Genomic DNA, 24,239 nt, shown 5'->3' with positions numbered 1-24,239 from the left:
AACGTAGATCGTGGTGAAGCTCTAACCACGATCTACGTTCCATTGTCCACCCGTTAGATCAACCCAGCCTAGATCAACTCACTACTGACGGCTTCCTCGCCTTCAACACCGCCGGAACAATGAGTGCCAGCGCAACGATAAACAGGATGAACGCGCTGAGCGGCTGGCGAACGAAGGTGCTGTAATCGCCGTTGCTTTGTTGCAGGGCCGTGCGGAAAAAGCTTTCGGCGGTTGGCCCCAGAATGACGCCGATGATGGCAGGGGTGATGGGGAAATCGAAGCGGCGCATGCCATAGCCGATGATGCCGAACAGGGCCAGCAAGAACAGATCAAACACACTATTGTTGAGGCTGTAGACGCCCACCGTCGAAAACACGAGGATTCCGGCATACAGAAACGGACGCGGAATCAACAGTAGCTTGGCCCACACGGGCGCGAGGGGAAGGTTCAGCGCCAGCAGCATCACGTTGCCGATGTACAGGCTGGCAATCAGGCCCCAGACGAGTTCCGGGCTGGTCACGAACAGCAGCGGCCCCGGCTGAAGCCCGTACTGCTGAAAGGCGGCCAGCAAGATGGCGGCGGTGGCGCTGGTGGGTAGCCCCAGCGTCAGCAGCGGCACCAGCACTCCGGCAGCGGCGGCGTTGTTGGCGGCTTCGGGGCCAGCCACGCCTTCAATTGCACCCTTGCCGAACTCTTCGGGGTGCTTGCTCAGCTTCTTTTCCAGCGTGTAGCTCAGGAAGGTAGGAATTTCTGCGCCGCCTGCTGGAATTGCGCCGAAGGGAAAGCCCAACGCCGTGCCGCGCAGCCAGGGTTTCCAACTGCGCCGCCAGTCTTCGCGGGTCATGCGGGCGTTGCCCTCCAACTTGATGACGCTGGCCTTGTCTTTGCGCAGGCGGGAGGCCACAAACAGCGTTTCCCCGATGGCAAACAGGCCGATAACCACCGTGACGAACTCGATGCCGTCCAGCAGTTCGGGGCGGCCCAGCGTGAACCGGGCCTGCCCACTTTGCAGGTCGGTGCCTACCAGCCCGATGCACAGGCCAAAAAACAGGCTGATCAGGCCGCGCAGGGGGCTACCGCCAAAGGTGGCGCTGATGGTCACGAACGCCAGCATGATCAGCGAAAACTTGGCTTCGGGGCGAATCTGCACAGCGATTTCGGCAATGGCAGGTGCAGCAAACGTGAGCAGCATGGTGCCGATGGTTCCGGCCACGAACGACCCGATAGCGGCAGTCGCCAGAGCAGCGGCGGCGCGGCCTTTGCGGGCCATTTTATTGCCTTCCAGCGCGGTAATGATAGAACTGGATTCGCCGGGGGTATTCAGCAAAATAGAGGTGGTAGAGCCGCCGAACATGCCGCCGTAATAGATGCCCGCGAACATGATGAAGGCGCTGACGGGGGGCAATTTGGCGGTGACGGGCAGCAGCAGCGCCACCGTCAGGGCTGGCCCGATGCCCGGCAGCACGCCCACCAGCGTACCCAGCGTGACACCCACCAGCGCCCACAGCAGGTTAATGGGCGTCAGGGCTGTTTCAAATCCGGCGAACAGGGCGGTGATGGCGTCCATCAGATCACACCCTTGAGGAGGCCGGGGGGCAGGGTCAGGCCCAGCCCACGCGTGAACAGCAAGTAGGTGATGAGCGCGACGATGAGTGCCACGCCCGCCATCAGGCCGTACCGCCGCTCACCGAAGGCGTAAGCCACCGTGAAATACATGATGGCCGTGCCAAACACGAAACCCAGCGGTTGCAGCAGCAGCGTGCCCAGCAGGAACCCGCCCAGAATAAGGCCTGGAGACGCCAGATTCACGGGCACATTGGGGTCGGTGTCTTCCTCGGTGGCAGGTTCGGCGCGGTGGCCCCGCAAGGCCCCAACAGTCAGCAGCACGCCCAGACCCAGCGTGCCGATACTGACGATCAACGGGAAGACTCTCGGCCCCACCACCGTATTCATGCCTGAAGCGGCAATCTGGTTGGTGCCGATCAGCATCAGCAGGCCCAGCACCACCACGCCGAGGGCAATCAGCAGGTCGGGCACGCTGATGGGGCGGCGGGAGGGAGAGAGAGAAATAGGGGGTGGCACGGGATCGGGCATGGGAACCTCTGGGAAATGAGAAAGGGGTTGATCTTGGGGCGGTCTTGCCATGAAACGGGGCGAAGTGGCTCTCGTGCTTCCACTCCGCCCCCTGGTGCTCCGGCTTACTTCACGAGGCCGATGTCTTGCAAGATACCTTTAGTCCGCACGGCTTCCAGTTTCAGGAACACGTCGAACTTGCTGCCGCTCATGTACAGGTCTGTCCAGTTGCGGGTCTTCAGGGTGTCTTTCCAAGCTTTGGATTTGTGCATCTTGTCCAGCGCTGCCACCAGCGCCGATTTCTCGCTGGCGCTGATGCCGGGAGGAGCCACGATGCCGCGCCAGTTGGCCAGATCAATGTTGTAGCCCTGAGATTTAAGCGTGGGTACAGCAATTCCGGCCTGAGCTTTGGGCGCACTGATGCCGATGGCCCGCAATTTTCCGGCCTTGATCTGGGCCTCGAACTCGCCGTAGCCTGCCACGCCTGCCGCGACCTGATTGCCCAGCAAGGCTGCCAGGGTTTCGCCGCCGCCACTGAAGGGCACATAGTTCATCTTTGGGGTCTACGCCCGCCGCCCGCGCCAGCAGGCCCACCAGCATATGGTCGGTGCCGCCCGCGCTGCCGCCTGCGAAGGCTACTGCGCCGGGGTTGGCCTTCCAAGCGGCGACCAGGTCGGCGGTGTTTTTATACGGGCTGCTGGCAGGCACCACCAGCACCTCATATTCCCCGGTCAGGCGGGCAATCGGGGTCACACGGCTCAGGTCGACTTTAGAGTTGTTGGTCTGGATCGCGCCGACCATCACGAGGCCCATGGTCATCAGCAGGTTGCCGTCGCCCTTGGCGTTGTACAGCTGCGCCAGACCAATCGTGCCGCCCGCGCCGGGAACGTTGAACACCTGCACGGGCTTGACCACACCTTCGTCTTGCAGAACGGTTTGCAGCGAGCGGCTGGTCTGATCCCAGCCACCGCCAGGGGCAGCCGGGGCCATGATGCGCAGGTTGTTGATGCCCTGAGCGTGTGTGACAGGCGCGGCCAGCAGCAAGGCGGAGAGGGTCAGAGCAGCGTTTTTCGTGATTTTTACAGACATGGGGTGCCTCCGGGGGCAGGCCGCGCCGGGAAGTGGGCGGCAGAGCAGGGTGAGATTGTGGTTGTGGTTCACCCTACGCTCACGCCAACGCCAACACAAGGGGTTTTGTACGTCTGACACAGCATTTTTGGTGACCACAATGCACAACCGTGAACACAATGCACGCAAGGCCCGCCTCGCTTTCCCGCCGCGCCTAGAATGACCCTTGATCCCCCGTGACCCGGCCCACACCGCCTTCCCATCTGACCGCAACGCCCGTGCCTGCGTTACCCCTGCCTGCGCTGTTCCGCCCACCCCCTTTCCTGCGGCGGCAGGGCATTCAGGGCCGCCTGGTGTGGCTGCATCTGCTGGTGCTGTGCGCCATGACTGCGCTGCTGGTGCTGGTGCAAACGTGGCAACTGTACGGCGAGGCCAGAGAACGCATAGGCGAACGGGCCATGACCACCAGCCGGATCGTGTCGCGCTTACCCAACATCGTGTCAGGTGCAGAAGCAGGCGTGCAAAACGCGGCCCTGAATCTTCAGGTGAACGAAATTCGCGCCCAGGCCGAGGCCGATTTTATCGTGGTGGGCAACCGCGCAGGCATCCGGCTGGCGCACCCGCTGCCTGACCGCTTGGGGCAACCGATGGAAGGCGGCGACAACATAGAACCGTTTGCAGGCCGTGAAATTATCAGCGTGGCGCGGGGCAGCCTCGGCGTCAGCGTACGCGGCAAAGTGCCAGTCAAAAATGCGGCGGGCGTGGTGGTGGGCGTCGTCAGCACGGGCTACCTGATGCCCGCCGCCTGGCACCTGGTGGTGGGGGCGCTGATCAGTTTGGCTCCGTGGTTCGTGCTGGCGCTGGGGCTGGGCACGGCGGGCGCGATGTTGGTAGCCCGGCGACTGCGGGCCGATATTCTGAATCTGGAACCCGAACAGATTGCCGCGCTGGTGGGCCAACAGCGGGCGGTGCTGGCCGCCCTGCGCGAAGGCGTGATTGCTGTAGACGGACAGGGCCGGGTGACGCTGGTCAATGACCGCGCCGCCGAGATGCTGGGGCCGCAGACGGTGAGGCCGCAGACAGTGAGGCCACAGTCGACGCCCGCGCCTCTGGCCGATTACTGGCCGGAATTGGCCCTCCTCACCCGCCCGGTGCAGCAGCCGTTGTCGCGCCAACAAAACCTGGAAGTGATGCTGAAGGGCCAACCCATTCTGGTCAACATAGAACCGCTAGGACAGTCTGGGGCTGATGGAGGTGGGTTCGTGGCAGGATTCAGGGACCGGGCCGAAGCGGTGGCCCTGGCTGACGAACTGACCCATGCACGCGGGTTTGTGGATGTGCTGCGTGCCCAAACACACGAGTACCAGAACCGCCTGCATGTGCTGTCAGGGCTGTTGCAACTGGGCCGCCCCGCCGAAGCCCTGCGTGTGCTGAACGCCGAAATCGAGCAGGGCGCGCAGTTCCGGCAACTGCTGAGGGATGTGCAGGTTCCCCGTTTGGTGGCGCTGCTGGCCGGAAAACGTGAGCGGGCGCAGGAACTCGGGATCGATTTTCAGGTGGCCGAGGGGAGCAATCTATCGGCCCTGTGGGAACGGCACGCCGATACGCTGGTGACAGCAGTGGGTAACCTGACCGAAAATGCGTTCGAGGCGCTGGCCGGGCAACCGGGAACCGTCACCGTGCTGATTGGCGAAGACCCGGAAGGCGCACAGGTGGAGGTGGAAGACAGCGGCCCCGGCGTGGCGGCGGGCGTGGCGGCCCGGCTCTTTACACGCGGCGCGAGCAGCAAGGGCGAGGGCCGGGGCTACGGGCTGGCAGGCGTGCTGGGGCGAGTGCAGGCGCTCGGCGGGCAAATCAAGCACACGCGGCGCGGCGGGCATACGGTGTTTCAGGTCAGCCTGCCTGCGCCGGCAAGCACTGTACTGGCCACCTCTTCTCCAGAAAATAGTGCGCCGAGGCGTCCGGCATGAGTACACGGGTGCGGGTGCTGCTGGTAGAAGACGATTTGCGGGTGGCCCGCGTGAACCGGGATTTGCTGGAACGCGACCCCGACGTGCATGTGGTGGGGAGCGCGGCCACCTGTGCCCAGGGCGACGCGCTGGCACAGGCTCTGGCCCCCGATCTGATTTTGCTGGACATTCATTTGCCTGATGGCAGCGGTTTGGGCCTGCTGAGGCACTGGCGCACGCAGGGCCGCACCACCGATGTGGCCCTGATTACTGCTGCCGACGATGAATTCAGCGTTCGCACGGCGCTGGCACACGGGGCCTTCGATTACCTGATCAAGCCGTTTACGGGCGCGAGGTTGGCCGAATTGGTGGCCCGTCACCGCGCCCGCCATACGCCCAGCACTCCCAATGCCGCACCCCGGCTGGATCAGGCCAGCCTAGACCGCTTGCTGGGCATCAGTGCCAGCGCCGCCGAAGCTTTGCCACGCGGCATCGACCCGCATACGCTGGAGCGGGTGTATCTGTCGCTCGACGATATGGGCCGCCCGACGAGTGCCGAAGAGATTGGCGACCGCGTGGCCCTGAGCCGGGTAACTGCCTGGCGCTACCTGGAACATCTGGTGCGGGTGGGCCGCGCCCAGTTGGATCATCAGTACGGGTTGGCGGGGCGGCCTGCCAAGCTGTACCGGGCGCGGGGTGAGCAGGCGGCTGAGTCGGGCGAGAGTTGACGGTGGGTGCAGGAATTGGGCTGTAGGTAGGGGATCCAGGGGTCTAGGGGCCAAGAACAGATGACAGGTTTCACTCCGCTTCCTAGCCCCCTTGCCCGTGCAAACGGGGGCTGAGCAGTGAATCTGGCCCAAATCAATTCCGCCTGACCCCCGCGTGACCCGGTTGCTCTTAAACTGAACCCGAATGTCTGCCCTTTACCGTCTTTTTCCCTTCTTTTTTATTTTGTTGACCGGCTGTGCCCCCGTTACGGTGCAGCCGGGGCGGAGTGCGGCGCTGAATCTGGCTGGCCCCCCGCCCGACGTGGTTCTTCTGAGCGTGTCGGGGCGTTGTGGGCCGCCCTGCGTGGCTCCGCGAGACAACTGGGACTACCTGAGTTCACGGGGAACGGTAGACGCGGTGGCCGATGAGATCGCGGCGGCGGGCCTGATGGTGCAGGTGGCCGGATATGCCAGTAACGCGGCGGCGCAGGTTAACTCGTTGCAGGTGCAGGCTCCCCAGCGTGGCTTCGGCTCTCTCCTGGCCGACTTCGAGCGCCTGAACAACGGCTGGCTGAAGGGGCCGAACCCGCCGCGTCTGGTGCTGCTGGGCCATTCGCAGGGGGCCACCTGGCTGCACTACCTCACCCGCCTCTCCCCAGACATCCCGTTCGCCCTTCAAATTGATCTGGACGGCATTTGCACGGCTTGGCGGGCCGATCATGCAGCGGGAATACGCGGGCTTCCCACACCGCAAGGCGGCCTGCCCAGCGCTCTGAACGCCTGCGACAGCCTGAGCGTGCCGGGTGCGCCCCTGCTGACACGCGGATCGATGAGCCTGAAAGACGTGGTGTGGCCCAACGTCGCCGCCAATCTGGAAGTGCAGAGCAAGCGCCTGCCCTCCCGCACCAACGGCAACGGCCTGCTGATCAACTATTTGTTTGATCCGGCCCGCAATGCCCGGTTAGACGGCAGCGCGGCGGGCATTCAGACCTACGTTTCGGCCCGCGAGGATCACAGCGCCGTGTCGTATCCGGGCAGCGACGCGCTGCGGTGGGTACGGGGCCAGATTCGCCTTATCGTGCAGGAGTGGAAGGCCCAGGGTTTGAAGGTACAGCCGCCAACGACTCTAGCCACGCCTGAGCCTGCTCCGGCCCCAGCAACCTTGCCCCCCGGCTGGCCGGAAACCACGCCAGCAGGGCCATAGCTTCGCCCTGTACATCGCCAAAAATAACCTTATGGTCGCCGTCGGCCAGATGAAGCAGGCCCGCTGGCCGCGCCGTGATCTGTGTGCCCGCCGCCAGAAGAACCCCTAACCACACGGCGTCCACTTCGGCAGCGTCGGCGGGGTTGAGTGTGCCCGGCAAGCAGCCGTAATTGACGGGGGCGGGTAAGGCTTCGGTGCGGTAGGGTTCCAGCCTTCCGCCGTTTTGCTGTTCACCCCGCCAGATCAGGCGTTCGCGGGTGCCTGCGCTCCATTCCACCACGCCCACCCAGCTCTCCGGCTCACTCACGGCTGCACTTCATACAACTCGACTTGCCGCAGCACATTGCCGCCAAAAGACAGCAGCGCCCGGTATGCGCCCGGAGTGGCGGCGGTCAGGGTAAAGCTGGCCTTCCGGGTTTCAGCGTCCAGATAAACGCTGTCCCGGCCCAGTTCACGGCCTCCATCAAACCAGACCACACTCAGATAACCGGGGTCAAAGCGGCCATCGAGCGCCGCCTGCAAGGTCAACGCGTCGCCGCTGCGGGTCAGGGCGGCCCCAACGATCCGCGCCGGGAAATCTACCTTGACTTCGGGCGGAATGAGGGGCACGAAGTTGTAGCGGCAACCGCTGAGGGCCGGGGCCAACAGCGTTAGCGTGGCGGCGAGCACGAGGGAACGGGGAAGCATAGAGCCAGTGTAGGGGGAGACTGTGAACGGGTCTGAGCAAACCACACAGCAACCCACACTCAGCGAACCAAAAAACCGCCGCGCCTCCAGACTCGGAGAACGCGGCGATGGGCAAACTTGATTTACGCGACTTGCTTTTTCTTGGTGGTGGGGGCGGGCACAGCCTGCTCCTGTCCCAATGCCTGCGTTTCCTTGAGCCGGAAGATCACGAGGCTGCCCACGAAGGTGCAGGTGATCATGCCGTGTGCGTTGAGCAGACTCAGGGCCGTCATCACGTCTTCACGGGTCATGCGGAGTTGGTCGCTCATGTACAGGGCGCTGTCGGCGCGGCCTTCAAGGTAGTCACGCACTTTTTTGGCGTCACCAGTCAGGGGCGTTGCAGGCACATCGGCCAGACCGGGGTCAGCCAGACCGTACACGGCGCGGGTTCCGGTACCGGGCAAGCGGCGTACGCGGCCCTGATCGAGCAAGCTGGCAAGCGCGGCGCGGAGGTGAGACAGCGCCAGGCTGGTGGTTTTCGCCAGTTCGGTTTCGACCCATTCGGGCTTGCTTTCCAAGGCTTTCAGCACCAGCTTTTCGTTGGCGCGGCGGGTTTCTTGCAGGTCTTCGAGGGTAGGGGGGTTAAACATGCACTCTCCTCCAGAGATACTGCGGAAATCGCCGCAGCAGGGAAGCAATTTCTGAAAACTGCTCTTCAACGATGAATGGCGTTAAAATGAAAACTGAGTAGGCGGACTGACTGATCTGAAACCACGGCTCAACGGAGAAAAACGCGTGAGAGTTGAGCCAGAGAATGAAGCGGTTTGGCAATAGTCTTGAACCCGGCAGCCTTGAACTCAGTACAAATCTGCCACCAAGCTCAACTTTCCCATTGTAACAGATCTGCTCTCATCTTGGATGAGCGAGGGGGAAGCACGCCTTCAGCATCGGCACACGCCGGGAATGGCACGCACAGAAGGTGGCGCATCTTAAACGGTTTACGTGACCACTAAAGGTGTGTCATCTCGCCTTTTCACGCGACCTGACCCAACGCTTAACAAATGCACAACCTCGGTTCTTATGTAAAAGAGGCTTGACATCAGGTCAAGCTCCCTTTACTCTCGGTGTCAAGGAGGCTTGACATGAAGTGGAGAGAATCTCAATCACGGTCTGTTCCTACGGCCCGTGAACACCGAGTCAACAGACTGAGTTTGTGGATGGGGATAGGTGGAGGGAGCGTCGCCGTGTTGGGCGCGGTGGCTGTCGCCCTTGGACGGATGCAAAACATTCCTGCCTTCAACAACTTGGGTGCGGGCATCCTGGCTGCATTGCCGCTGTTTTTCGCCGTCATGACCGTACTCGGCATTCGGCAAATGGATGAATATGGGCGGCAACTGCACGCCCGCGCCGCCAGCATCGCCTTTCTGGTGGTCATGCTGCTGGCTGGAACGCTGATTTCCCTGGAGGCGATACTGGACTTCCATACGCCGCCTTGGGTGCTGTATGTGGCCGGAATGGGCGTATGGGGAACCGTTGGCTGCGTGTTGGCCGCCCGCGACGGACGGATGAAATGAATCCAGCCTCTTCCCCCAATCCACGCCCCATGCCAACGCGCCCCGTACCGCGTGAACATCAAATGCGCCGCACGCAATGGGTGGAGATTGCGCTGACCCTGCTGGTCTTGGTGGGCATGGCAGTGCTGTTTCGCTGGCCTGCGTGGATTCCACTCTTTCTGGCCCTGATGCTGCCACTCGCCCTCGGCCTGATGCTGTGGCAGTACCGCACCATGGACGAATTTCGCCGCGCCCGCTACCTGAAGGCGTGGGCCGCCTCGGGCATCATGGGTACCTTCGCCCTGACTGGCCTGCTCATGTGGGGCGTTTTTAGTGGTCTATCACCCTCATTTGCCAAAACGCCTCTGCCGGGAGTTCAGCTCTCGGTATGGCTTCTGTACATTCCCTGGGGCCTAAGCCTCCTCACGTTTTACGCCGTCACCGCCTTCTTGTACCGCCGCGATACAGGCGGGTAGGCATGGACAACCGAATCAGGGTGCTGCGGGCCGAGCGCCAGTGGACTCAGGCCGACCTCGCCGCCGCGCTAGACGTGAGCCGCCAGACCGTGAACGCACTGGAAACGGGCCGTTACGACCCCAGCTTGCCGCTGGCCTTCCGCTTGGCACGGGTGTTTGGGCGGCCTATAGAGGAGATTTTCAGCGATCCAGAAGGAGTGCAGGAACATGCTTGAAATTCAGAATCTCACCAAGACATACGGAAAACACACAGCACTCTCGGAGGTGACTCTTTCTGCCCATGACGGCGAAGTGTTTGGGCTGCTGGGGCCGAACGGCGCGGGCAAAACGACGCTGCTGCGGCTGCTGGCGACCCTTCTGACACCCACTTCCGGCACGGCAACCGTGGCAGGCCATGACGTGCAGCGCGACCCGGAAGCAGTGCGGCGCGTGGTGGGCGTGGTCAACGGCGGCATGGGCCTGCCTGCCCGCCTGACCGGGCGCGAGGTGCTGCGTTCCTTTGCTGGGTTTTACGGTATGAGCCGCAGCCAGACCGATACGCGCATTGCCGACCTTGATGCGCGGCTGGAACTGGGCCGCACGCTGGATGTCCGGGCGGGCGAATACAGCACCGGAATGCGTCAAAAAGTCGTGATTGCCCGCGCCGTCATTCACGATCCCGCCGTGCTGATCCTCGATGAAGCGTCCAGCGGCCTCGATATTTTTGCGCGGCGTACTCTGCTTGATTTTGTGGCCGCCACCCGCGCTCCAGGCCGCCTGACGGTGTATTCCACTCACGTGATGAGCGAGGCCGAGGAGGTCTGTGACCGCATGGCGATTTTGCATGAAGGAAAACTGGTCACGGTAGACACCCTGCAAGGCATCCTGAGCCGCACCGGGGAACGCAATCTGGAACGGGCTTTTTTTGCGCTGCTGCGCGGCACACCCAGAGGAGAGGCCGCCCATGTCGTCTAACCCCCGTCCGTCTAAACGCAACTCCGAAGCCCTGCGCCCCGGCATGGTGTGGCGCGTGGCCGTGCGCGACTTGCTGGCTACCCTGCGAGACCGCCGCACGCTGATCGGTACGATCCTTATTCCGCTGCTGCTAATTCCGCTCTTTACGCTGGGGCTGCCGCAATTGCTGGGCCAATTTGTGGGCGGCCAACAACAGGAACGCCAGAAGGTGGGCGTAGTCGGGACATTGCCTGCAACCCTCCGTGCGGCCCTGGAGCGCGACGAAAAAGCCCCTGATGGCTCGGTTCTGCGGGCGGGCGTGACCCTCGTGGCCGTCACTGACCCCCGCGCCGCAGTGGCAGACGGCAATGTAGAAGCCGCGCTGCGTGCCCCTGCCGCCCTGCCTACCCGCGCTGGCGACGGCACAGGCACGCTGGAGGTCTACGCCAAACTGACCAGCTTGCGTGCCCAGACCGGGGCGTATGACAAAGTAGAAGACACCATCGACGCCTACAACCGCACGCTGACGCTGGAGCGCCTGACCACGCTGGGGCTGAACGCCGACACCCTCACGCCCATTCGGATTAAACCCGTAGATGCCAGCCCGCCCCAGCAGCAGCGCAGCGGCCAACTGGCCTTCCTGATTCCTTTGCTGATGTTGAACTTTATTCTGACAGGCGCGATGGCAACGGCGCTGGACGCCACTGCAGGCGAAAAGGAGCGCGGCACGCTGGAAAGTTTGCTGGTCTCCCCTGTGCGGCGCGGCGAGGTGGTGGCCGGAAAACTGCTGGCGACCACCCTGACGGCCCTGACCAGCGCGTGCTTCAGCATCATCGGATTCCTTGCCAGTGGCGTGGTCGCCACCTGGTTGCAGCGCGGGCAGTCGGCCAGCAGCGCGGAATTGTCGCAGGCGTTCGGGGGCCAACTCAGCCTCGGCTTCGGCGCGGCAGTGGCCCTGATCGGTGCAGCCATCAGCGCGGCCCTGCTCATCAGCGCCATCCTGATCGCCCTCAGCATCTACGCCCGCTCTTACAAGGAAGCGCAGACCTACGTCACGCCGCTCAGCCTCGCCATTGTGATTCCCGCCGTGCTGCTGCAATTCAGCGACTTTCTGAGCACCGGGCCAGCCCTGTATGCCATTCCGCTGTTCGGCTCCATGCTCGCCATTCTGGACACGGTGCGCGGCACAGTCACTGCCCCAAACGTGCTGATCGCCATTGCCGCCAACTTGCTGGGCGCGTTCGTGCTGGCGCTCGTGGCGCGGCGTTCCTTTGGCCGTGAGGAAGTCATTTTCAGGAATTGAGAGCCGCCAAACTACGGCATATAAAAGAACAGAGACAGCCAATCCTGAGGCTGTCTCTGTTCTTTTCAATATTGATGTTGAGGGTTGATCACCCAACCCTCAATGCCCGTTTACATAGGGCGGTGAGGATCGTTCGCGTTGGCGGGGACGTTGGGCGTGTCGCCCAAATCGCTCTGGCCTTCCAGTGCCGCCGAACCCGTTTCGTGGGGCCGGACGCTCAGGGGATCGATGGTCACGGTTTCCTTGCTGATGCTGTCCAGCAAGATGTCCAGCACATCGCCGCTGCGGGCAGACTCGACAGCCTTATGCGTCACGATTTCACCGATGTTCAGGATGATGGAATCGTCGGGAGCCAGGATCACACGGTTCACGGGGCGGCCAAGTGCGTCGCGGATCTTCTGTTCCTGCGCTTCCTGCTGGCGGTTCTCAAGGGCTTCTTCGGTCTGCTCGCGCTTCTCGCCGAACCAGCTCTTGGCCTTGTCCAGCAAGTTGCTTGCGCCTTCACTGACGCTGGCGACACCGCCCGCCAAAGCTGCGGTTGCGCCAGCACCACTCGCGCCGTCACTGGACGCAGGTTTGGTTCCGGTGGTGGCGGCGATCAGGGCGGCTTCAGCGTTCAGGTGGCGGGCGCGGTCTGCCAGGGCAGGCGTCACGATCTGGCCCTGCGCCGCCACGAGACTTCCGCTGGGCGCACGGACATCGCTCTTGACGCGGCGGCCCACCGTGGCTTCCAGCGAGTTGGGATCCAGCTCACGGCGCTCACGGATGTCCTGCACGCTGTCGGAGATAGAGCCGCCCGTGGCTGCTGCGGTCAGTGCGGCCAATTTGCCGGTCTGCTGAGCGCGTTCGGCCTGGAAGGGGGTGATAGTCACGCCCTTATGCACGATCACTTCGCCCGTATCGGTGGTCACGTCGCTGCCTGCGGTCTTGCCCACCACGTAGGTCATCTGGCGGTCTGCGCTGGCGGTTTTCATGTCTTCCATGCCGCCCTGCACGCGCTCTTTGGCCGAGTCGTAGGCTCCGGCCAGTACGCCGCCCGTCGCTGCGGTGGCGAGTGCACCCAGTTTGCCCGCACCTTCGGCGGCAGTCACCTGTTCTTCGGTAATGGTGTCGCCCTTATGCACGATCACGGTGCCGTCTTCCAGCGTGATGTCGCCGCCAGCGGTCTTGCCCACCGAGTACTCTTTCTGGCGCTCTTTGGTGGCTTCGGAAATGTTCTCGTAGGCGCCCTTCACGCCTTCGGCGGCACTCTGGTACGCCCCGCTGATGCTCTGACCTGCGGAGTGTAAGGCTCCCTGAATCCCACCCGCTTCACTTTCCTGCATGGCTGCCGCCACACTCACGGGTACGATGGCCGCGTCGGTGCCGATCTGCACGCTTTCGGGGGTAGGAATAAAGGTACGCCCGCTGCTCATGTCGGAGAATAAGCCGCCTGTGGCCTCATAGCCTTCCACATAGCCGGTGCTTTCATCAAAAAACACGTCTGCAATTTTGCCGAGGTTCTGGCCGTCGGTGGTCAGCAGAGTCATGCCGATGAGGCTTACATCGCTGCTCAGGGCTTCCGAGAGGCGGCCATCTTCGCGCGTCCCCGTCACGTCTTCGGGGTCACCGATCATGATCACGTCTTCGCCGAACGAGCGGATTTTCTCGAAGGGCACGACTTTGGCGGCGTGAAACCAACCGCCCTCGTCGACGAGCAGGCCCAAGACCTGATTGCCCTGATGATCAAAAATGACGTCGCGCACGCTTTCCACGCGCTCGCCGGTGCTGATGGCGACAATATTGCGCCCCAGAATTTCTTTGCCTTTAATCATGATGAACTCCTAAAAATGTTGCTATGAGAGGGGCAAGAGTGAGAACTTGAAACGGCGGCAGGGTCAGCCTGAACCTGTCAGGCCAACCCTAAATTTATGCCTTAAAAGCCGAGATCTAAGATGCCCTGAGGTTTCAGGTACAGGAAATAGGCCAGCAGGAACAGTGCCACCAAAATCAAGATGATGAGCAGAATGGTGCCGCCGCCCCCACCTTTTTCGCCTTGTAATCGCGCCATAGTCGCCTCCGATTCAGAGTCTAGGAAGGAAAAAGATCAGCTGTGCATGGTGGACACTTACGGCCACTTGACACAATCTTGTGCCAGTCTTTACATCGGCGGGGGTCGGGGCCAACGAAAACGCTAGCCTGACCCGGTGAATGTGCCAGTCAACAGAGCTGTGACCCTGCCCTTTTTGCGTGCTTCTGCCGATGCGGCACCCCACGAATCGCCGCTCTCCAGTCTCCCGCTGACGGTGCTGGTAGGTGTGACAGGCGTGGGCAAGAGTACTGCGCTGGCGGCTCTGCAATCGGCAAACGCTGCCATGCGGGTGCTCCCGGATCGCCGCGAAATCACCGACGCCGTGATGATCTGGCCCCGCGCAGGCGGTCCCGTAACTGACCGCGAAGAACGCTTTCGCCACACTGCCGAGTACCGAGCCGGACATTCCGGCGGTATGGCTTACGCGCTGAGTACGCTGTTGGCCGACACCCGGCACTGGGGCCGTCAGCCTGTATTTGACGGCTTGCGTGGGCTAGAGGAAGTGGAATATGCGGCGACGCACTTTCCGGCATGGCGCTTTGTGGCCCTGGGTGCGCCCGATGAGGTGCGTGTGCGCCGCTTGTTGGGCCGCGCCGATGCCTTTGATCAGGTGAGTGAGGGGACGGGAGAAGACTTGCGGCAAGCTCTGGCCGAATTGAAAGGCGTGCAGAACGTATTTCCGCCCGCCGAATTGGACGCACTGGCCTCTCTTACTGCTCGAGGCTTTACCGCCACCGAGATTCTCGCCAAAGTCAGAATTGTGGTGTCCGAGCGGCGCAACTATGACCCGCAGGCCGCCGAGAGTTTTTTACGGACGCTGCCGCCCGCGCGTGCGCTGGTGCTGGATACCGTGGAATTGAATCCGGCGGGCGTGGCCGCCCGGGTTTCAGCTTGGGCAGGTGAGCGGGCATGATGGGTACAGCCAAAATCGTCCGGATCGAAGGGATTCCTTACCGTCTGCCCCTCACTTCGGCCCTAGCGTGGGGCGTACACTCGGCCCTGACTGCCGCCGAGCATGTGCTGGTGCGGGTCACGCTGGATGACGGCGCAGTGGGCATCGCCGAAGCGCCGCCCCGTCCCACCATCTATGGCGAAACAGCGGCAAGCGTCGTGGCAATCCTGACCCACCTTGCGCCTGCACTTATCGGGCTGCCGATTACCGATGCCGAGGCCCTGAACCGGGTCAGAAACAGTGTTGCCAACAACCACACCGCACGCGGCGCACTGGATATGGCGCTGTGGGATGCACGGGCGAGGGCAGGCGGCCAAACCTTATTCGATACGCTACTGGGGCCGAACACCCGTGTGCGCGTCAGTTTTATTTTGGGTATAGACACGCCCGCCGGAATGCTGGCCGAGGCCGAGCGGGTGGTGGCGGCGGGCGTGCGCTGCCTGAAGGTGAAGGTGGGCCGCAACCATGCCCGCGATCTAGGCGTGATTCGGGACTTGCGGGCCACATTCGGAGAAGCGGTGCAACTGTACGCCGACAGCAACGAAACCCTGACGCCTGCAGAAGCCCCCGCCGCGCTGGACGCCATGCGCGAGGCGGGCCTGATGTACGTGGAGGAGCCGTTGCCCGCACGTGACCTGAAGGCGCGGGTAGCCTTGCATGCCCGCCAACTCCTGCCCATCGTGGCCGACGATTCCTGTTTCCTGCCCACCGATCTGGCACGCGAACTGGATTTCGACACCTTCGATATTCTGAACGTGAAGACGGCCCGGAACGGCTTTACCGATGGTCTGGCGATGTTGCAGACGGCAGCAGCGGCAGGCAAAGGCGGCATGGTGGGATCGCAGGCCAGCACAGGCTTAGGCACGGTTCATGCTGCGTTGCTGTCTACCCAGGCTGAAGTGACCGAACCCTGCGAACTGAGCTTTGTACTGAAGTTGCAAGATGATTTGTTAGATGAGCCGATCACCTTCAAAGACGGCTGGTTGGATGTGGCTTCTCTCCGACACCACACGCTAGAACTGCAGAAGCTAAGGCACTATCAGTTGATGTGATCTCATGAATAAAGCGGATCGCGCATTAAGGAGTTGTCTACAAAAGCTGGCTTTTTGTGACGTTCGTGCAACAGGAAACGGAGCAAAATGAGGCATGGATCAAGAGATGCTTAATGCCCTCGCACTGCCCTTGATGTTTGGAGTGCTAGGCGGAGTTTATGCCTACACCCGCTTTCCTGAACGCCGCCCCCGCGTCCTGCTGGTACTGATTCTGATGCAGCTTGTGGGCGCTTATGCCCACGCCACCGAGCCCGGAATGCCGCTGTTTATTTTGCTCGGACTGTTTAGTCTCGTGGTACTGGGTATGATGCTGCACTGGTTCCAGACTCCCCAGCCGGAACACGCCACAGAGCGCGTGCGGAAGGGCTAAAGACTACGAATAGAACGCCGCTTCCCGGACATGGAGGCGGCGTTTTTTGATGTGTTGTGGGTCTGGAGTAGGCGTACCATAGGGGCATGAGCGATCCCGCCCTCAGAACATTGACCGAAGAAGAATATCTGCGGACTGAGGAAGAGAGCCCGGTGCGCCGCGAATATGTGGACGGCTTCGTGTATGCACAGGCCGGGGCTACCAACGCCCACAATCTGATTACCAGTAACATTCACGTCTCACTGTACCGTCCTGCACGCGACTCCAGTTGCCGCGTCTACCAGAGTGATATGAAGGTTCATGTCCAGCGCATAGACACCAAACGTTTTTACTATCCCGATCTGGTCGTCAGTTGCGAAGAGCTCAGCAATAAGGCCACCGCTTTGGAAGAGCCGTGCCTAATTGTGGAAATTTTGAGTGCTGGAACGCGCCAAGTAGACATGACCTACAAAGTTAAGGATTATTTGGGTCTGCCTAGTTTGCAAGGCTACCTAATGGTAGACAGTGAAAACCAGGCCGCTGAAATTTATAGACGGCTGCCCAACGGCTGGACACAGGAGACGGTACAAAGTCGGGTCAAGCTGCCCTGTGTCAACGTAGAACTGAGCCTGGATGAAATCTACGAGGGTGTGAATCTGTAGCTTTGCTGTCATCCTGACAAAATAAGGGGGCCGATTCACTTACCAAATCGGCCCCCTGCTTAACTGTGTTGATTTCTAGGCTTACGCCTGAGCTACTTCACCCTTAGCCAAGATGCTCCGGAGGACGGTTTGCAGGATGCCACCGTTCTTGTAGTAGTCGATCTCGACGGGCGTATCGATGCGGCACTGCACAGTCACGATGCGGCTCTGGCCGTCTTTGGTCACGCGCAGGCTCACGTCCTGGCGAGGTTTCAGGTCGCCGGGGAGCAGCACATCAAAGGTTTCGTCGCCCGTGATGCCCAGGCTTTCAGCGGACTCTCCGTTCTTGTACTGAAGAGGCAGCACGCCCATGCCTACCAGGTTGGAGCGGTGAATACGCTCGAAGCTCTCGGCCAGCACGGCTTTCACGCCCAACAGGAAGGTGCCTTTGGCGGCCCAGTCACGGCTGGAACCCATGCCGTAATCCTTGCCTGCCAGCACCATCAGAGGAATATTGCTGGCCTTGTAGTTCTGAGCAGCGTCGTAGATGAAGCTGACCTGCCCGGTAGTGTAGTCGGTGGTGTAGCCGCCTTCGGTGCCGGGGGCCAACTGGTTCTTCAGGCGAATGTTGGCAAAGGTGCCGCGCGTCATCACGCGGTCATTGCCCCGGCGCGAACCGTAGGAGTTGAAATCCTTGGGCGCAATTCCGTTTTCGATCAGAAACTTGCCAGCGGGCGTATCGGCCTTGAAGCTGCCTGCGGGGCTGATGTGATCGGTGGTCACGGAGTCGCCCACTTTCACGAGTGCACGCGCACCCTCGATACTCACGACTTCGCTGGGGCCGCCCGCCAGATTCTCGAAGAAGGGCGGATTCTGGATGTAGGTGGAATCGGCGTTCCAGTCGTACAACGCGCCCTCGCTAACCGGAATGGCGTTCCAGTCGGCGTTGCTCTTCTCGATGCCGTCGTAGACCTTCTTGAACATCTCGGCGTTGATGGCCCTGTCCATGATGGCCTGAATTTCGGCGTTGCTGGGCCAGATGTCGCGGAGGTACACGGGCTGTCCCTGCTGATCGGTGCCGATGGCGTCGTTCACGATGTCGTTGACCACGGTTCCGGCCAGCGCATACGCCACCACCAGCGGGGGCGAGGCGAGGTAGTTGGCGCGGATATGCGGGTTCACTCGGCCCTCAAAGTTGCGGTTGCCCGACAGCACCGACGCCACCACCAGATCGCCCTCGGTAATGGCCTGCACCACGGGTTCGGGCAGCGGGCCAGAGTTACCGATACAGGTCATGCAGCCGTAACCCACCGTGTTGAAGCCGATCTGGTCGAGGTAGGTTTGCAGGCCTGCCATTTCCAGATATTCGGTGACCACGCGGCTGCCGGGAGCCAGAGAGGTCTTGACCCAGGGCTTGGATTTCAGGCCCTTTTCCACGGCCTTTTTGGCGACCAGTCCGGCAGCGATGAGCACGCTGGGGTTGCTGGTGTTGGTGCAGGACGTGATGGACGCCAGTGTGACCGCGCCGTGACCGATCTTAATATCGGTGCCAGCGATGGTGCCCTGTGCGCTCAGTTGGGTTTCGGTGAGTTCAAAGCCACGTGACTTAACGGGCGCAGTCAGGGCTTCGGCAAATACGGTGTGCATGCCGTCCAGGTTTACGCGGTCTTGCGGGCGCTTGGGGCCTGCCAGACTCGGAACGATGGTGCCGAGGTCGAGTTCGATGTTGCTGGTAAAGGTCGGATCGGGCGTTTCGTCGGTGCGGAACATGCCCTGAGCCTTGTAGTACATCTCCACCAGTTCGATCTCGTCTTCCAGGCGTCCGGTGCGGCGCAGGTAACGCAGAGCTTCGTCGTCTACCGGGAAAAAGCCCATGGTCGCGCCGTATTCGGGGGCCATGTTGGCAATCGTGGCGCGGTCAGGCAGCGTCATGTTGCTCAGGCCGGGGCCAAAGAACTCCACGAATTTACCCACCACGCCCGCTGCACGCAGCATCTCGGTCACGCGCAGGGCCAGATCGGTGGCGGTCGCGCCTTCGGGCATCGCGCCCGTAACCTTAAAGCCCACCACTTCAGGCATCAGCATGTAAATCGGCTGGCCCAGCATCACGGCTTCGGCCTCTATCCCGCCCACGCCCCAGCCCACGATGCCGAGGCCGTTGATCATGGTGGTGTGGGAATCGGTGCCCACCAGAGAATCGGGGTACACGACAATTCCGTCGTCTTCGGGACGGCTCTGCACGCCTTTGGCGAGGTATTCGAGGTTGACCTGGTGAACGATGCCCGATGCAGGCGGCACCACACCGAAGTTGTCGAAAGCCTGCTGGCCCCAGCGCAGGAACTCGTAGCGTTCGCGGTTGCGCTCGAATTCCAGCGCCATGTTATTGGCGAGAGCAAACTCGGTGCCGAATTCATCGACCTGCACCGAGTGGTCGATGACCAGATCGACCGGAATCAGCGGGTTGATCTTGTTGGGATCGCCGCCGAGGGCCACCATCGCGCTCCGCATGGCCGCTAGATCCACGACGGCAGGCACGCCCGTGAAGTCCTGGAGGATCACGCGGGCGGGCTTGAAGGGAATTTCCACTTCTTCGTTGATGGCCTTCCAGCCTGCCACGGTGCGCACGTCTTCCTGACGCACATCGTAGTCGTTGGCTTCGCGCAGCACGCTTTCCAGCAGCACCTTCACGCTGACCGGAAGCTTGCTGATATCAAAGCCCTGATCCTGCAATTTGTTGAGGTTGTAAAAGTAGAGTTTTTGCCCAGCCCGTGTGGCCAGCGTGTCCCGCGCACCGAAAAGATTCATCGCCATGCTCGCATCTCCTCCTAAAAAACCCCGTTCAACACTGTGTTTGGGGCCAAGTCCATCTTGCACGCCCGGCGTTGCGCCCGGCAGGTCATCTTGACGCCTCCTATCATAGTCTCCCCCGCGCAGCACGGCACCCGTTCCCCGCACAGAGACGCCGTTACCCCTTTAGAGACAACACTTTGAGACGACATCAGAAAAGTGCATTTGAAAGCTCTTGAGCAGACCTTGGCGAAGCGGCAGATGGCGGCCAGAAGCGCGTAAGCTGAACAGACCGACATCTATTCATCTCTTCAGGAGGTCTGTTTATGAGCGACGATCACACCAAGCCCGCCCGCCACCCGGAAGGTGGCCGCAAAGACACCTCTGATCTGCACGATATTAAGAAGGTGCAGGACACGGGCATGGCCGAAAAAGCCAAGCAAGTAGACCAGTTGCCGGATGATGTGACCAACACGAACAATACGGTGTTGCCGCAACAGAACCGCTGAGTTGAGGCACTGGGGGCTACTGCGTGTGGCCCCTTTTGCTACGCGCTGGTTCAGGTTCCTTGGTGGGCGACGGCCGTAAGCGAGAGCTTGTGTTTCAGTGCAATCTAGAATTCCAGCAGCACATGCTCGGCGCTGAATCCCGGCCCCATCGCACTGAGTAGGCCGCGTCCGGTGGGATTGGCTTTCAGCACTTCCTCCAACACGAACAGTACGGTGACGCTACTCATGTTGCCGTGCGCGGCCAGCACGCGGCGGCTGGCGTCCAGCGTGCCTGCGCCGAGGCTGAGGGCTTCCTCGTAGGCGGCCACCACCTTGACTCCGCCGGGGTGGACGACATAGGTCAGATTGTCGGCAGTCCAGCCCTGGGTGGCCAAGGCTTCGGCTACGTTCTGGCGCATCATGGAGCGAACCAACGCCGGAATATCTCGGCTGAAGCGCACTTTCAGGCCTTCATCGATCACGTCCCACCCCATGATGTCGGCGGAATCTTCGATCAGGGTGGAATATGCGCCGGGGAGGGCCACCAAAGGTTCAGGGCCGGGCACGTCTGCCGCCGTGACCACCAACGCCGCGCCACCATCGGCAAACAGGGCCGTGCCCACGAAATTACTCTGGGACTCGTCGCCGCGCACCAGCGTCAGGCTGCACAGTTCGACGGCCACCAGCAGCACACGCCGGAAACCTGCCCGCACCAGATCGGCGGCCCGCGCCAATCCCGCTGCCCCGCCCGCACAGCCCAGCCCCCATATGGGCAACCTCACGGCATGGCGATTTAGGCCCAGAGTGTCGATCAGGTGGGCATCCAGACTGGGCGTACTCAGGCCGCTGGTATTGACGATCAGCACGGCGTCCACCTCGGACGGAGCAACTTCGGCACGGGCCAGAGCTTCCCGCGTCAGCCGAACAATCAGGGCACGGGCTTCCTCGATAAACACGGCGTTTTTTTCGCCCAGGCCACGTGGCTGCAAGTACCAGTCCAGCGGACGAGCAATGGCCCGTGAATCAATTTGCGCGTTGCTGAACACGTCCAACATGCCCCGGCGGGCCACCATACGCGGAAAGAGGGTGCGGGCGGCTTCACGAATCTCGGTTTGCGACACGCGGTAGGGCGGATGCCCCGTGACCAGAGAACGGAGGACAGGAGCGGGGGCGTCTTGCATCAGCCGCATTCTGCCCCCTGCGTGCAGTTGTTGTCGTGCCCAGAGTGACGGTTAGGCGGAGTGGCCCTTAGGAAGCCGTGACTGCCGCTGCCACTTGCCCCAGCACCTCGCGGCCGCCCAGGTAAGGGCGCAGAGCGGCAGGCACACGAATAGTTCCATCGGCCTGCTGGTGGTTTTCGAGCAGGGGAACCAGAATGCGCGGCGAGGCAATGCCGGTATTGTTCAGCGTATGGGCGAACACCAATTTGCCGTGTTCATCGCGGTAACGCAGTCCGGTGCGGCGGGCCTGCCAGTCTCCCAGATACGAGCAGGAATGCGTTTCGCGGTAAATCTGCTCGCTGGGCACCCAGGTTTCTATGTCGTACATCAGCACTTTGCCCGCGCCCATGTCGCCCGTGCAGTTCTGCACCACGCGGTAGGGCAGTTCCAGCGCTTGCAGCAGGGCTTCGGCGTTCGCCAGAATCGCCTCAAACCAGCGCATCGCCTCGGCTTCCTCGGCGCGGCACAGCACGTACTGTTCGACTTTGCGGAACTCGTGGACGCGGATCAGGCCACGGACATCCCGGCCCGCGCTGCCCGCCTCACTGCGAAAAGCGGCGCTGAGGGCGGCAAACGCCATCGGCAGGGCTTCCAGCGGCAGTTGCTCGCCCGCATACAGGCTATTCACGGGCACTTCGGCGGTTCCAGCCAGCATCAATTCGCTGCCTTCTATCTTGTAGACCTGATCTTCTCCACCCGGAAAATGCCCGCTGCCTACAAAGGTTTCGGGCCGCACGAGGGCGCTGGTGGTCAGGGGCATGAACCCTCTGGCGGCCAGAAAATTCATGGTAAAGGTCAACACGGCCATTTCCAGCATTGCCGCGTCGCCCTTCAGCAGATAGCTGCGGCTACCGCTGACGCGGGCCACGCGCTCGGCGTCGGCCCAGCCGTGCTTTTCCAGCAACTCCACATGATCCAGCGGCGTGAAGTCGAAGTGCGGCAACGTTCCCTCGCGGCGCAGTTCCACGTTCTCGGAATCGTCGCGGCCCACTGGCACCGACTCGTGCGGAATGTTGGGCACGCGCAACAACAATTGCCGCAGCATGTCCTCGTTGGCGCGGAGTTGGGGTTCCAAGCTTTTCAGTTCCTCGCCCAAGTCCTTGCCCTTCTGAATCAGCGTGGGGCGCTCGTCGGGCGTGGCCTTGGGCACCAACTTGGCGTTGGCGTTGCGCTCGGCCTGCATCGCCTCCACCCGCTGCTTCAGCTCCAGCAGTTCGCGGTCAACTTGCAACAGATCATCCAGATCCAGCGTCACGCCCTTCACGGCAATGGCGTGCTTCACGGCTCCGGCGTTCTCACGGATAAATTTCAGGTCAAGCATCAGTCGGCCTCTACGGTGCGCGGCACACGGATAAAATTGTCCTGCATTTCAGGGGCGAGGGCAGCCACCACCGACACATTGAAGGCTTCTGCGGGTACGTCGTCGCGCAGCACGTTCACCAGAGTTACGGGGCGCTGCATTTCGGCCACGCCTTCGGTGTGCACGGCGCTCAATTGCTCAAAGTAACCGAGGATGGAGTTCAGGTCGTCCTGCATGGTCTGGCGTTCTTCGGGGGTCAGTTGCAAGCGGGCAAGCTGCGCGAGGTGGTCTATCTGGGCCGCGTCGATCATGCCCCGGAGTATACGGGGGCAGAGGATTGGGGCGGCATCGGCAGGGTGGCGTAAGGCCACTGCCCGCTAAGATGACCGGATGGCTGAAGTCGAATTGGAAACTTCTAGAATTTTTGATTGGGACACGTTCCATGACGTGTGCAGTGAAGTGTTCGGATTCCCAGAGTTCTATGGCCGAAACATGAACGCGTGGATTGATTGCCTGACCTATTTGGACGATGGCATGACAAAATTCACTCTGGGAGCTGGAGAGTTGTTGCTGATTCGCGTTACAGAGTTTAAGACTTTTTCTGCCAGCTATCCAGAACTTGCCTCAACGTTCCTTGAGTGCGTAGCCTTCGTCAATCGCCGCGCTCTTGACTGTGGAGAACCGCCCCAACTCGCGCTCGTTTTGTGTTGAGCCAAGCTCTCCAATAGAGTCTTCGTCTCAAATCTGACCGCCACGTTTACCCAGCCTCACCCACAATCAGGCGGCAGGGTGCAAGGTAAAGCTATGTCTAAGAGAACACCCGTGAAGTTGCTGACCATGCTGGCCCTCTCGTGCGCCGTGCTGAGTGCCGGAATGGGGCAGGCCATCGATATCAAGGATATTCCGGCCCTGCCGCCCACCCGCACCGCGGCTCCTGCACCCGCGCCGACCACCCCAGTTACTCCCACGCCCAGCACACCGACGACGCCCACTGTCAGCGCCCCCACCACTCTGCCCACCACTGGCAACCCGCTGGTGCAACCCCACCGCGCCGTCCTGGCTGGCCCCAGCACCCTGACCCCCGGCGGCGCACCCGGTGTCTGGACGTTGCAACTGACCAACACAGGCACGAGTGAAATCAGCATCGATCACGGGGCCTGCGATCTGCGGTTCGAGGTGGTGAACGCGGCAGGCGAGATCGTCCGCCCTGACCCGAAAAACGGTATCTGCACCATGCAACTGATCATGACCCGCGCCGCAGCAGGCGAAACCGCCAATGTACTGAAGATCAACTGGGACGGCAAAAATGGCGCAGGCCAGGCGCTCCCCGCAGGCCAGTACACCATTCGCTCGGCCTTCAAGGGTCAGGGCTTTCTGATCCGTCCTGCCGATGTGCGGGTCAGGCTGAACTAAAAACAGATGGGATTCAGGGCGGGTGCGAGAGGGC

General features: G+C 61.8%; 25 protein-coding genes and 1 pseudogene. 14 read left to right on the top strand and 12 right to left on the bottom strand.

From position 1 onward, the window contains the following. Window positions 1–73 precede the first annotated feature (73 nt). The 3 genes and pseudogenes from M1R55_RS12910 to M1R55_RS12900 form a co-directional block, all read right to left on the bottom strand. Window positions 74–1,567: a tripartite tricarboxylate transporter permease gene (locus M1R55_RS12910; protein WP_249392152.1), complete on the bottom strand. Its 1,494-nt coding sequence runs from the start codon at window positions 1,565–1,567 to the stop codon at window positions 74–76. Next, window positions 1,567–2,094: a tripartite tricarboxylate transporter TctB family protein gene (locus M1R55_RS12905; RefSeq protein WP_249392151.1), complete on the bottom strand. Its 528-nt coding sequence runs from the start codon at window positions 2,092–2,094 to the stop codon at window positions 1,567–1,569. The genes M1R55_RS12910 and M1R55_RS12905 overlap by 1 nt, the downstream gene beginning before the upstream one ends. 104 nt (window positions 2,095–2,198) lie before the next feature. Then, window positions 2,199–3,162, bottom strand: a pseudogene (locus tag M1R55_RS12900) (Bug family tripartite tricarboxylate transporter substrate binding protein). Window positions 3,163–3,524: 362 nt separating this feature from the next. Between M1R55_RS12900 and M1R55_RS12895 the strand changes: the two are divergent. Further along, window positions 3,525–5,111 (top strand): sensor histidine kinase, encoded by a 1,587-nt coding sequence (locus M1R55_RS12895; RefSeq protein WP_249394211.1) that lies wholly within the window; start codon window positions 3,525–3,527, stop codon window positions 5,109–5,111. After that, a complete protein-coding gene (locus M1R55_RS12890; protein WP_249392150.1) occupies window positions 5,108–5,818 on the top strand; it encodes a response regulator in 711 nt (236 codons plus the stop codon). The genes M1R55_RS12895 and M1R55_RS12890 overlap by 4 nt, the downstream gene beginning before the upstream one ends. 1,052 nt (window positions 5,819–6,870) lie before the next feature. Here M1R55_RS12890 and M1R55_RS12885 read toward each other — a convergent pair. The 3 genes from M1R55_RS12885 to M1R55_RS12875 all read right to left on the bottom strand — a co-directional run bounded on the left by M1R55_RS12885 (window position 6,871) and on the right by M1R55_RS12875 (window position 8,317). Continuing rightward, entirely contained in the window at window positions 6,871–7,308 is a 438-nt protein-coding gene (locus tag M1R55_RS12885; protein WP_249392149.1) for an inorganic diphosphatase, read from the bottom strand. Beyond that, entirely contained in the window at window positions 7,305–7,688 is a 384-nt protein-coding gene (locus tag M1R55_RS12880; RefSeq protein WP_249392148.1) for a hypothetical protein, read from the bottom strand. The genes M1R55_RS12885 and M1R55_RS12880 overlap by 4 nt, the downstream gene beginning before the upstream one ends. Before the next feature lie 122 nt (window positions 7,689–7,810). Further along, on the bottom strand, window positions 7,811–8,317 hold the full coding sequence (locus tag M1R55_RS12875) for a hypothetical protein (protein WP_064014413.1): 507 nt from the start codon (window positions 8,315–8,317) through the stop codon (window positions 7,811–7,813). A gap of 567 nt (window positions 8,318–8,884) precedes the next feature. Here M1R55_RS12875 and M1R55_RS12870 point away from each other — a divergent pair. Genes M1R55_RS12870 through M1R55_RS12850 form a run of 5 tightly spaced genes read left to right on the top strand, consistent with a single transcriptional unit; the run spans window position 8,885 to window position 11,932 of the window. Then, window positions 8,885–9,241: a hypothetical protein gene (locus M1R55_RS12870; RefSeq protein ID WP_249392147.1), complete on the top strand. Its 357-nt coding sequence runs from the start codon at window positions 8,885–8,887 to the stop codon at window positions 9,239–9,241. 29 nt (window positions 9,242–9,270) lie between these two features. Further along, entirely contained in the window at window positions 9,271–9,696 is a 426-nt protein-coding gene (locus tag M1R55_RS12865) for a hypothetical protein (RefSeq protein ID WP_249392146.1), read from the top strand. A 2-nt stretch (window positions 9,697–9,698) separates the two neighbouring features. Continuing rightward, a complete protein-coding gene (locus tag M1R55_RS12860) occupies window positions 9,699–9,911 on the top strand; it encodes a helix-turn-helix transcriptional regulator (protein ID WP_249392145.1) in 213 nt (70 codons plus the stop codon). Then, window positions 9,904–10,650, top strand: coding sequence for an ATP-binding cassette domain-containing protein (locus M1R55_RS12855; protein WP_249392144.1), 747 nt, complete (start codon window positions 9,904–9,906; stop codon window positions 10,648–10,650). Before M1R55_RS12860 ends, M1R55_RS12855 begins: the two co-directional genes overlap by 8 nt. A 43-nt stretch (window positions 10,651–10,693) precedes the next feature. Continuing rightward, window positions 10,694–11,932, top strand: a complete 1,239-nt coding sequence (locus M1R55_RS12850; RefSeq protein WP_249394210.1) for an ABC transporter permease — start codon at window positions 10,694–10,696, stop codon at window positions 11,930–11,932. Between the two features lie 110 nt (window positions 11,933–12,042). Here the strand turns inward: M1R55_RS12850 and M1R55_RS12845 are convergent, their stop codons facing one another. Together M1R55_RS12845 and M1R55_RS31750 are read right to left on the bottom strand one after the other, a co-directional pair. Next, window positions 12,043–13,746: a PRC-barrel domain-containing protein gene (locus M1R55_RS12845; RefSeq protein WP_249392143.1), complete on the bottom strand. Its 1,704-nt coding sequence runs from the start codon at window positions 13,744–13,746 to the stop codon at window positions 12,043–12,045. 101 nt (window positions 13,747–13,847) lie between these two features. Then, window positions 13,848–13,982, bottom strand: coding sequence for a hypothetical protein (locus M1R55_RS31750; RefSeq protein WP_256566001.1), 135 nt, complete (start codon window positions 13,980–13,982; stop codon window positions 13,848–13,850). 136 nt (window positions 13,983–14,118) lie between these two features. On the opposite strand from M1R55_RS31750, the gene M1R55_RS12840 reads away from it, so the two are divergent. From M1R55_RS12840 to M1R55_RS12825, 4 genes are all read left to right on the top strand, one after another. Continuing rightward, window positions 14,119–14,916 carry an AAA family ATPase gene (locus M1R55_RS12840; RefSeq protein WP_249392142.1) on the top strand — a complete coding sequence of 266 codons (798 nt, stop codon included), beginning with the start codon at window positions 14,119–14,121 and terminating at the stop codon, window positions 14,914–14,916. Continuing rightward, window positions 14,913–16,007 (top strand): enolase C-terminal domain-like protein, encoded by a 1,095-nt coding sequence (locus tag M1R55_RS12835; RefSeq protein WP_371827110.1) that lies wholly within the window; start codon window positions 14,913–14,915, stop codon window positions 16,005–16,007. The genes M1R55_RS12840 and M1R55_RS12835 overlap by 4 nt, the downstream gene beginning before the upstream one ends. Before the next feature lie 94 nt (window positions 16,008–16,101). Then, window positions 16,102–16,377 carry a hypothetical protein gene (locus tag M1R55_RS12830; protein ID WP_249392141.1) on the top strand — a complete coding sequence of 92 codons (276 nt, stop codon included), beginning with the start codon at window positions 16,102–16,104 and terminating at the stop codon, window positions 16,375–16,377. A gap of 86 nt (window positions 16,378–16,463) precedes the next feature. Further along, window positions 16,464–17,018 carry a Uma2 family endonuclease gene (locus M1R55_RS12825; RefSeq protein ID WP_249392140.1) on the top strand — a complete coding sequence of 185 codons (555 nt, stop codon included), beginning with the start codon at window positions 16,464–16,466 and terminating at the stop codon, window positions 17,016–17,018. 81 nt (window positions 17,019–17,099) lie between these two features. On the opposite strand, the gene acnA is transcribed toward M1R55_RS12825, so the two are convergent. Then, on the bottom strand, window positions 17,100–19,808 hold the full coding sequence (gene acnA / locus M1R55_RS12820; protein WP_249392139.1) for an aconitate hydratase AcnA: 2,709 nt from the start codon (window positions 19,806–19,808) through the stop codon (window positions 17,100–17,102). Between the two features lie 302 nt (window positions 19,809–20,110). Between acnA and M1R55_RS12815 the strand changes: the two genes are divergently transcribed. After that, window positions 20,111–20,293 carry a hypothetical protein gene (locus M1R55_RS12815; RefSeq protein ID WP_249392138.1) on the top strand — a complete coding sequence of 61 codons (183 nt, stop codon included), beginning with the start codon at window positions 20,111–20,113 and terminating at the stop codon, window positions 20,291–20,293. Window positions 20,294–20,397: 104 nt separating this feature from the next. Here the strand turns inward: M1R55_RS12815 and M1R55_RS12810 are convergent, their stop codons facing one another. The 3 genes from M1R55_RS12810 to gatC form a co-directional block, all read right to left on the bottom strand. Further along, the gene (locus M1R55_RS12810; protein WP_249392137.1) at window positions 20,398–21,453 is read right to left on the bottom strand and encodes a type III polyketide synthase; all 1,056 of its coding nucleotides are present in this window, start codon (window positions 21,451–21,453) and stop codon (window positions 20,398–20,400) included. 67 nt (window positions 21,454–21,520) lie between these two features. Then, on the bottom strand, window positions 21,521–22,813 hold the full coding sequence (serS, locus tag M1R55_RS12805) for a serine--tRNA ligase (RefSeq protein WP_249392136.1): 1,293 nt from the start codon (window positions 22,811–22,813) through the stop codon (window positions 21,521–21,523). Next, window positions 22,813–23,103 (bottom strand): Asp-tRNA(Asn)/Glu-tRNA(Gln) amidotransferase subunit GatC, encoded by a 291-nt coding sequence (gene gatC / locus M1R55_RS12800; protein ID WP_249392135.1) that lies wholly within the window; start codon window positions 23,101–23,103, stop codon window positions 22,813–22,815. Before gatC ends, serS begins: the two co-directional genes overlap by 1 nt. Before the next feature lie 79 nt (window positions 23,104–23,182). Here gatC and M1R55_RS12795 point away from each other — a divergent pair, with 79 nt between their 5' ends. Together M1R55_RS12795 and M1R55_RS12790 are read left to right on the top strand one after the other, a co-directional pair. Then, the gene (locus M1R55_RS12795) at window positions 23,183–23,503 is read left to right on the top strand and encodes a barstar family protein (protein ID WP_249392134.1); all 321 of its coding nucleotides are present in this window, start codon (window positions 23,183–23,185) and stop codon (window positions 23,501–23,503) included. Between the two features lie 93 nt (window positions 23,504–23,596). Next, window positions 23,597–24,205, top strand: a complete 609-nt coding sequence (locus M1R55_RS12790; protein WP_249392133.1) for a hypothetical protein — start codon at window positions 23,597–23,599, stop codon at window positions 24,203–24,205. Window positions 24,206–24,239: the final 34 nt, after the last annotated feature.

The sequence above is a fragment of the Deinococcus sp. QL22 genome (assembly GCF_023370075.1).
Lineage (GTDB): Bacteria > Deinococcota > Deinococci > Deinococcales > Deinococcaceae > Deinococcus.
This window is presented reverse-complemented; position numbering and strand designations above follow the sequence as displayed.

Coding starts and splice junctions, on each gene's coding strand:
- M1R55_RS31750 (WP_256566001.1), bottom strand. CDS start 13,982: ATGGCGCGATTACAAGGCGAAAAAGGTGGGGGCGGCGGCACCATTCTG.
- M1R55_RS12830 (WP_249392141.1), top strand. CDS start 16,102: ATGGATCAAGAGATGCTTAATGCCCTCGCACTGCCCTTGATGTTTGGA.
- gatC (WP_249392135.1), bottom strand. CDS start 23,103: ATGATCGACGCGGCCCAGATAGACCACCTCGCGCAGCTTGCCCGCTTG.
- M1R55_RS12905 (WP_249392151.1), bottom strand. CDS start 2,094: ATGCCCGATCCCGTGCCACCCCCTATTTCTCTCTCTCCCTCCCGCCGC.
- M1R55_RS12910 (WP_249392152.1), bottom strand. CDS start 1,567: ATGGACGCCATCACCGCCCTGTTCGCCGGATTTGAAACAGCCCTGACG.
- M1R55_RS12810 (WP_249392137.1), bottom strand. CDS start 21,453: ATGCAAGACGCCCCCGCTCCTGTCCTCCGTTCTCTGGTCACGGGGCAT.
- M1R55_RS12895 (WP_249394211.1), top strand. CDS start 3,525: ATGACTGCGCTGCTGGTGCTGGTGCAAACGTGGCAACTGTACGGCGAG.
- M1R55_RS12835 (WP_371827110.1), top strand. CDS start 14,913: ATGATGGGTACAGCCAAAATCGTCCGGATCGAAGGGATTCCTTACCGT.
- M1R55_RS12880 (WP_249392148.1), bottom strand. CDS start 7,688: ATGCTTCCCCGTTCCCTCGTGCTCGCCGCCACGCTAACGCTGTTGGCC.
- M1R55_RS12795 (WP_249392134.1), top strand. CDS start 23,183: ATGGCTGAAGTCGAATTGGAAACTTCTAGAATTTTTGATTGGGACACG.
- M1R55_RS12850 (WP_249394210.1), top strand. CDS start 10,694: ATGGTGTGGCGCGTGGCCGTGCGCGACTTGCTGGCTACCCTGCGAGAC.
- M1R55_RS12865 (WP_249392146.1), top strand. CDS start 9,271: ATGCCAACGCGCCCCGTACCGCGTGAACATCAAATGCGCCGCACGCAA.
- M1R55_RS12870 (WP_249392147.1), top strand. CDS start 8,885: ATGGGGATAGGTGGAGGGAGCGTCGCCGTGTTGGGCGCGGTGGCTGTC.
- M1R55_RS12825 (WP_249392140.1), top strand. CDS start 16,464: ATGAGCGATCCCGCCCTCAGAACATTGACCGAAGAAGAATATCTGCGG.
- M1R55_RS12845 (WP_249392143.1), bottom strand. CDS start 13,746: ATGATTAAAGGCAAAGAAATTCTGGGGCGCAATATTGTCGCCATCAGC.
- M1R55_RS12875 (WP_064014413.1), bottom strand. CDS start 8,317: ATGTTTAACCCCCCTACCCTCGAAGACCTGCAAGAAACCCGCCGCGCC.
- M1R55_RS12790 (WP_249392133.1), top strand. CDS start 23,597: ATGTCTAAGAGAACACCCGTGAAGTTGCTGACCATGCTGGCCCTCTCG.
- M1R55_RS12855 (WP_249392144.1), top strand. CDS start 9,904: ATGCTTGAAATTCAGAATCTCACCAAGACATACGGAAAACACACAGCA.
- M1R55_RS12815 (WP_249392138.1), top strand. CDS start 20,111: ATGAGCGACGATCACACCAAGCCCGCCCGCCACCCGGAAGGTGGCCGC.
- M1R55_RS12890 (WP_249392150.1), top strand. CDS start 5,108: ATGAGTACACGGGTGCGGGTGCTGCTGGTAGAAGACGATTTGCGGGTG.
- acnA (WP_249392139.1), bottom strand. CDS start 19,808: ATGGCGATGAATCTTTTCGGTGCGCGGGACACGCTGGCCACACGGGCT.
- serS (WP_249392136.1), bottom strand. CDS start 22,813: ATGCTTGACCTGAAATTTATCCGTGAGAACGCCGGAGCCGTGAAGCAC.
- M1R55_RS12860 (WP_249392145.1), top strand. CDS start 9,699: ATGGACAACCGAATCAGGGTGCTGCGGGCCGAGCGCCAGTGGACTCAG.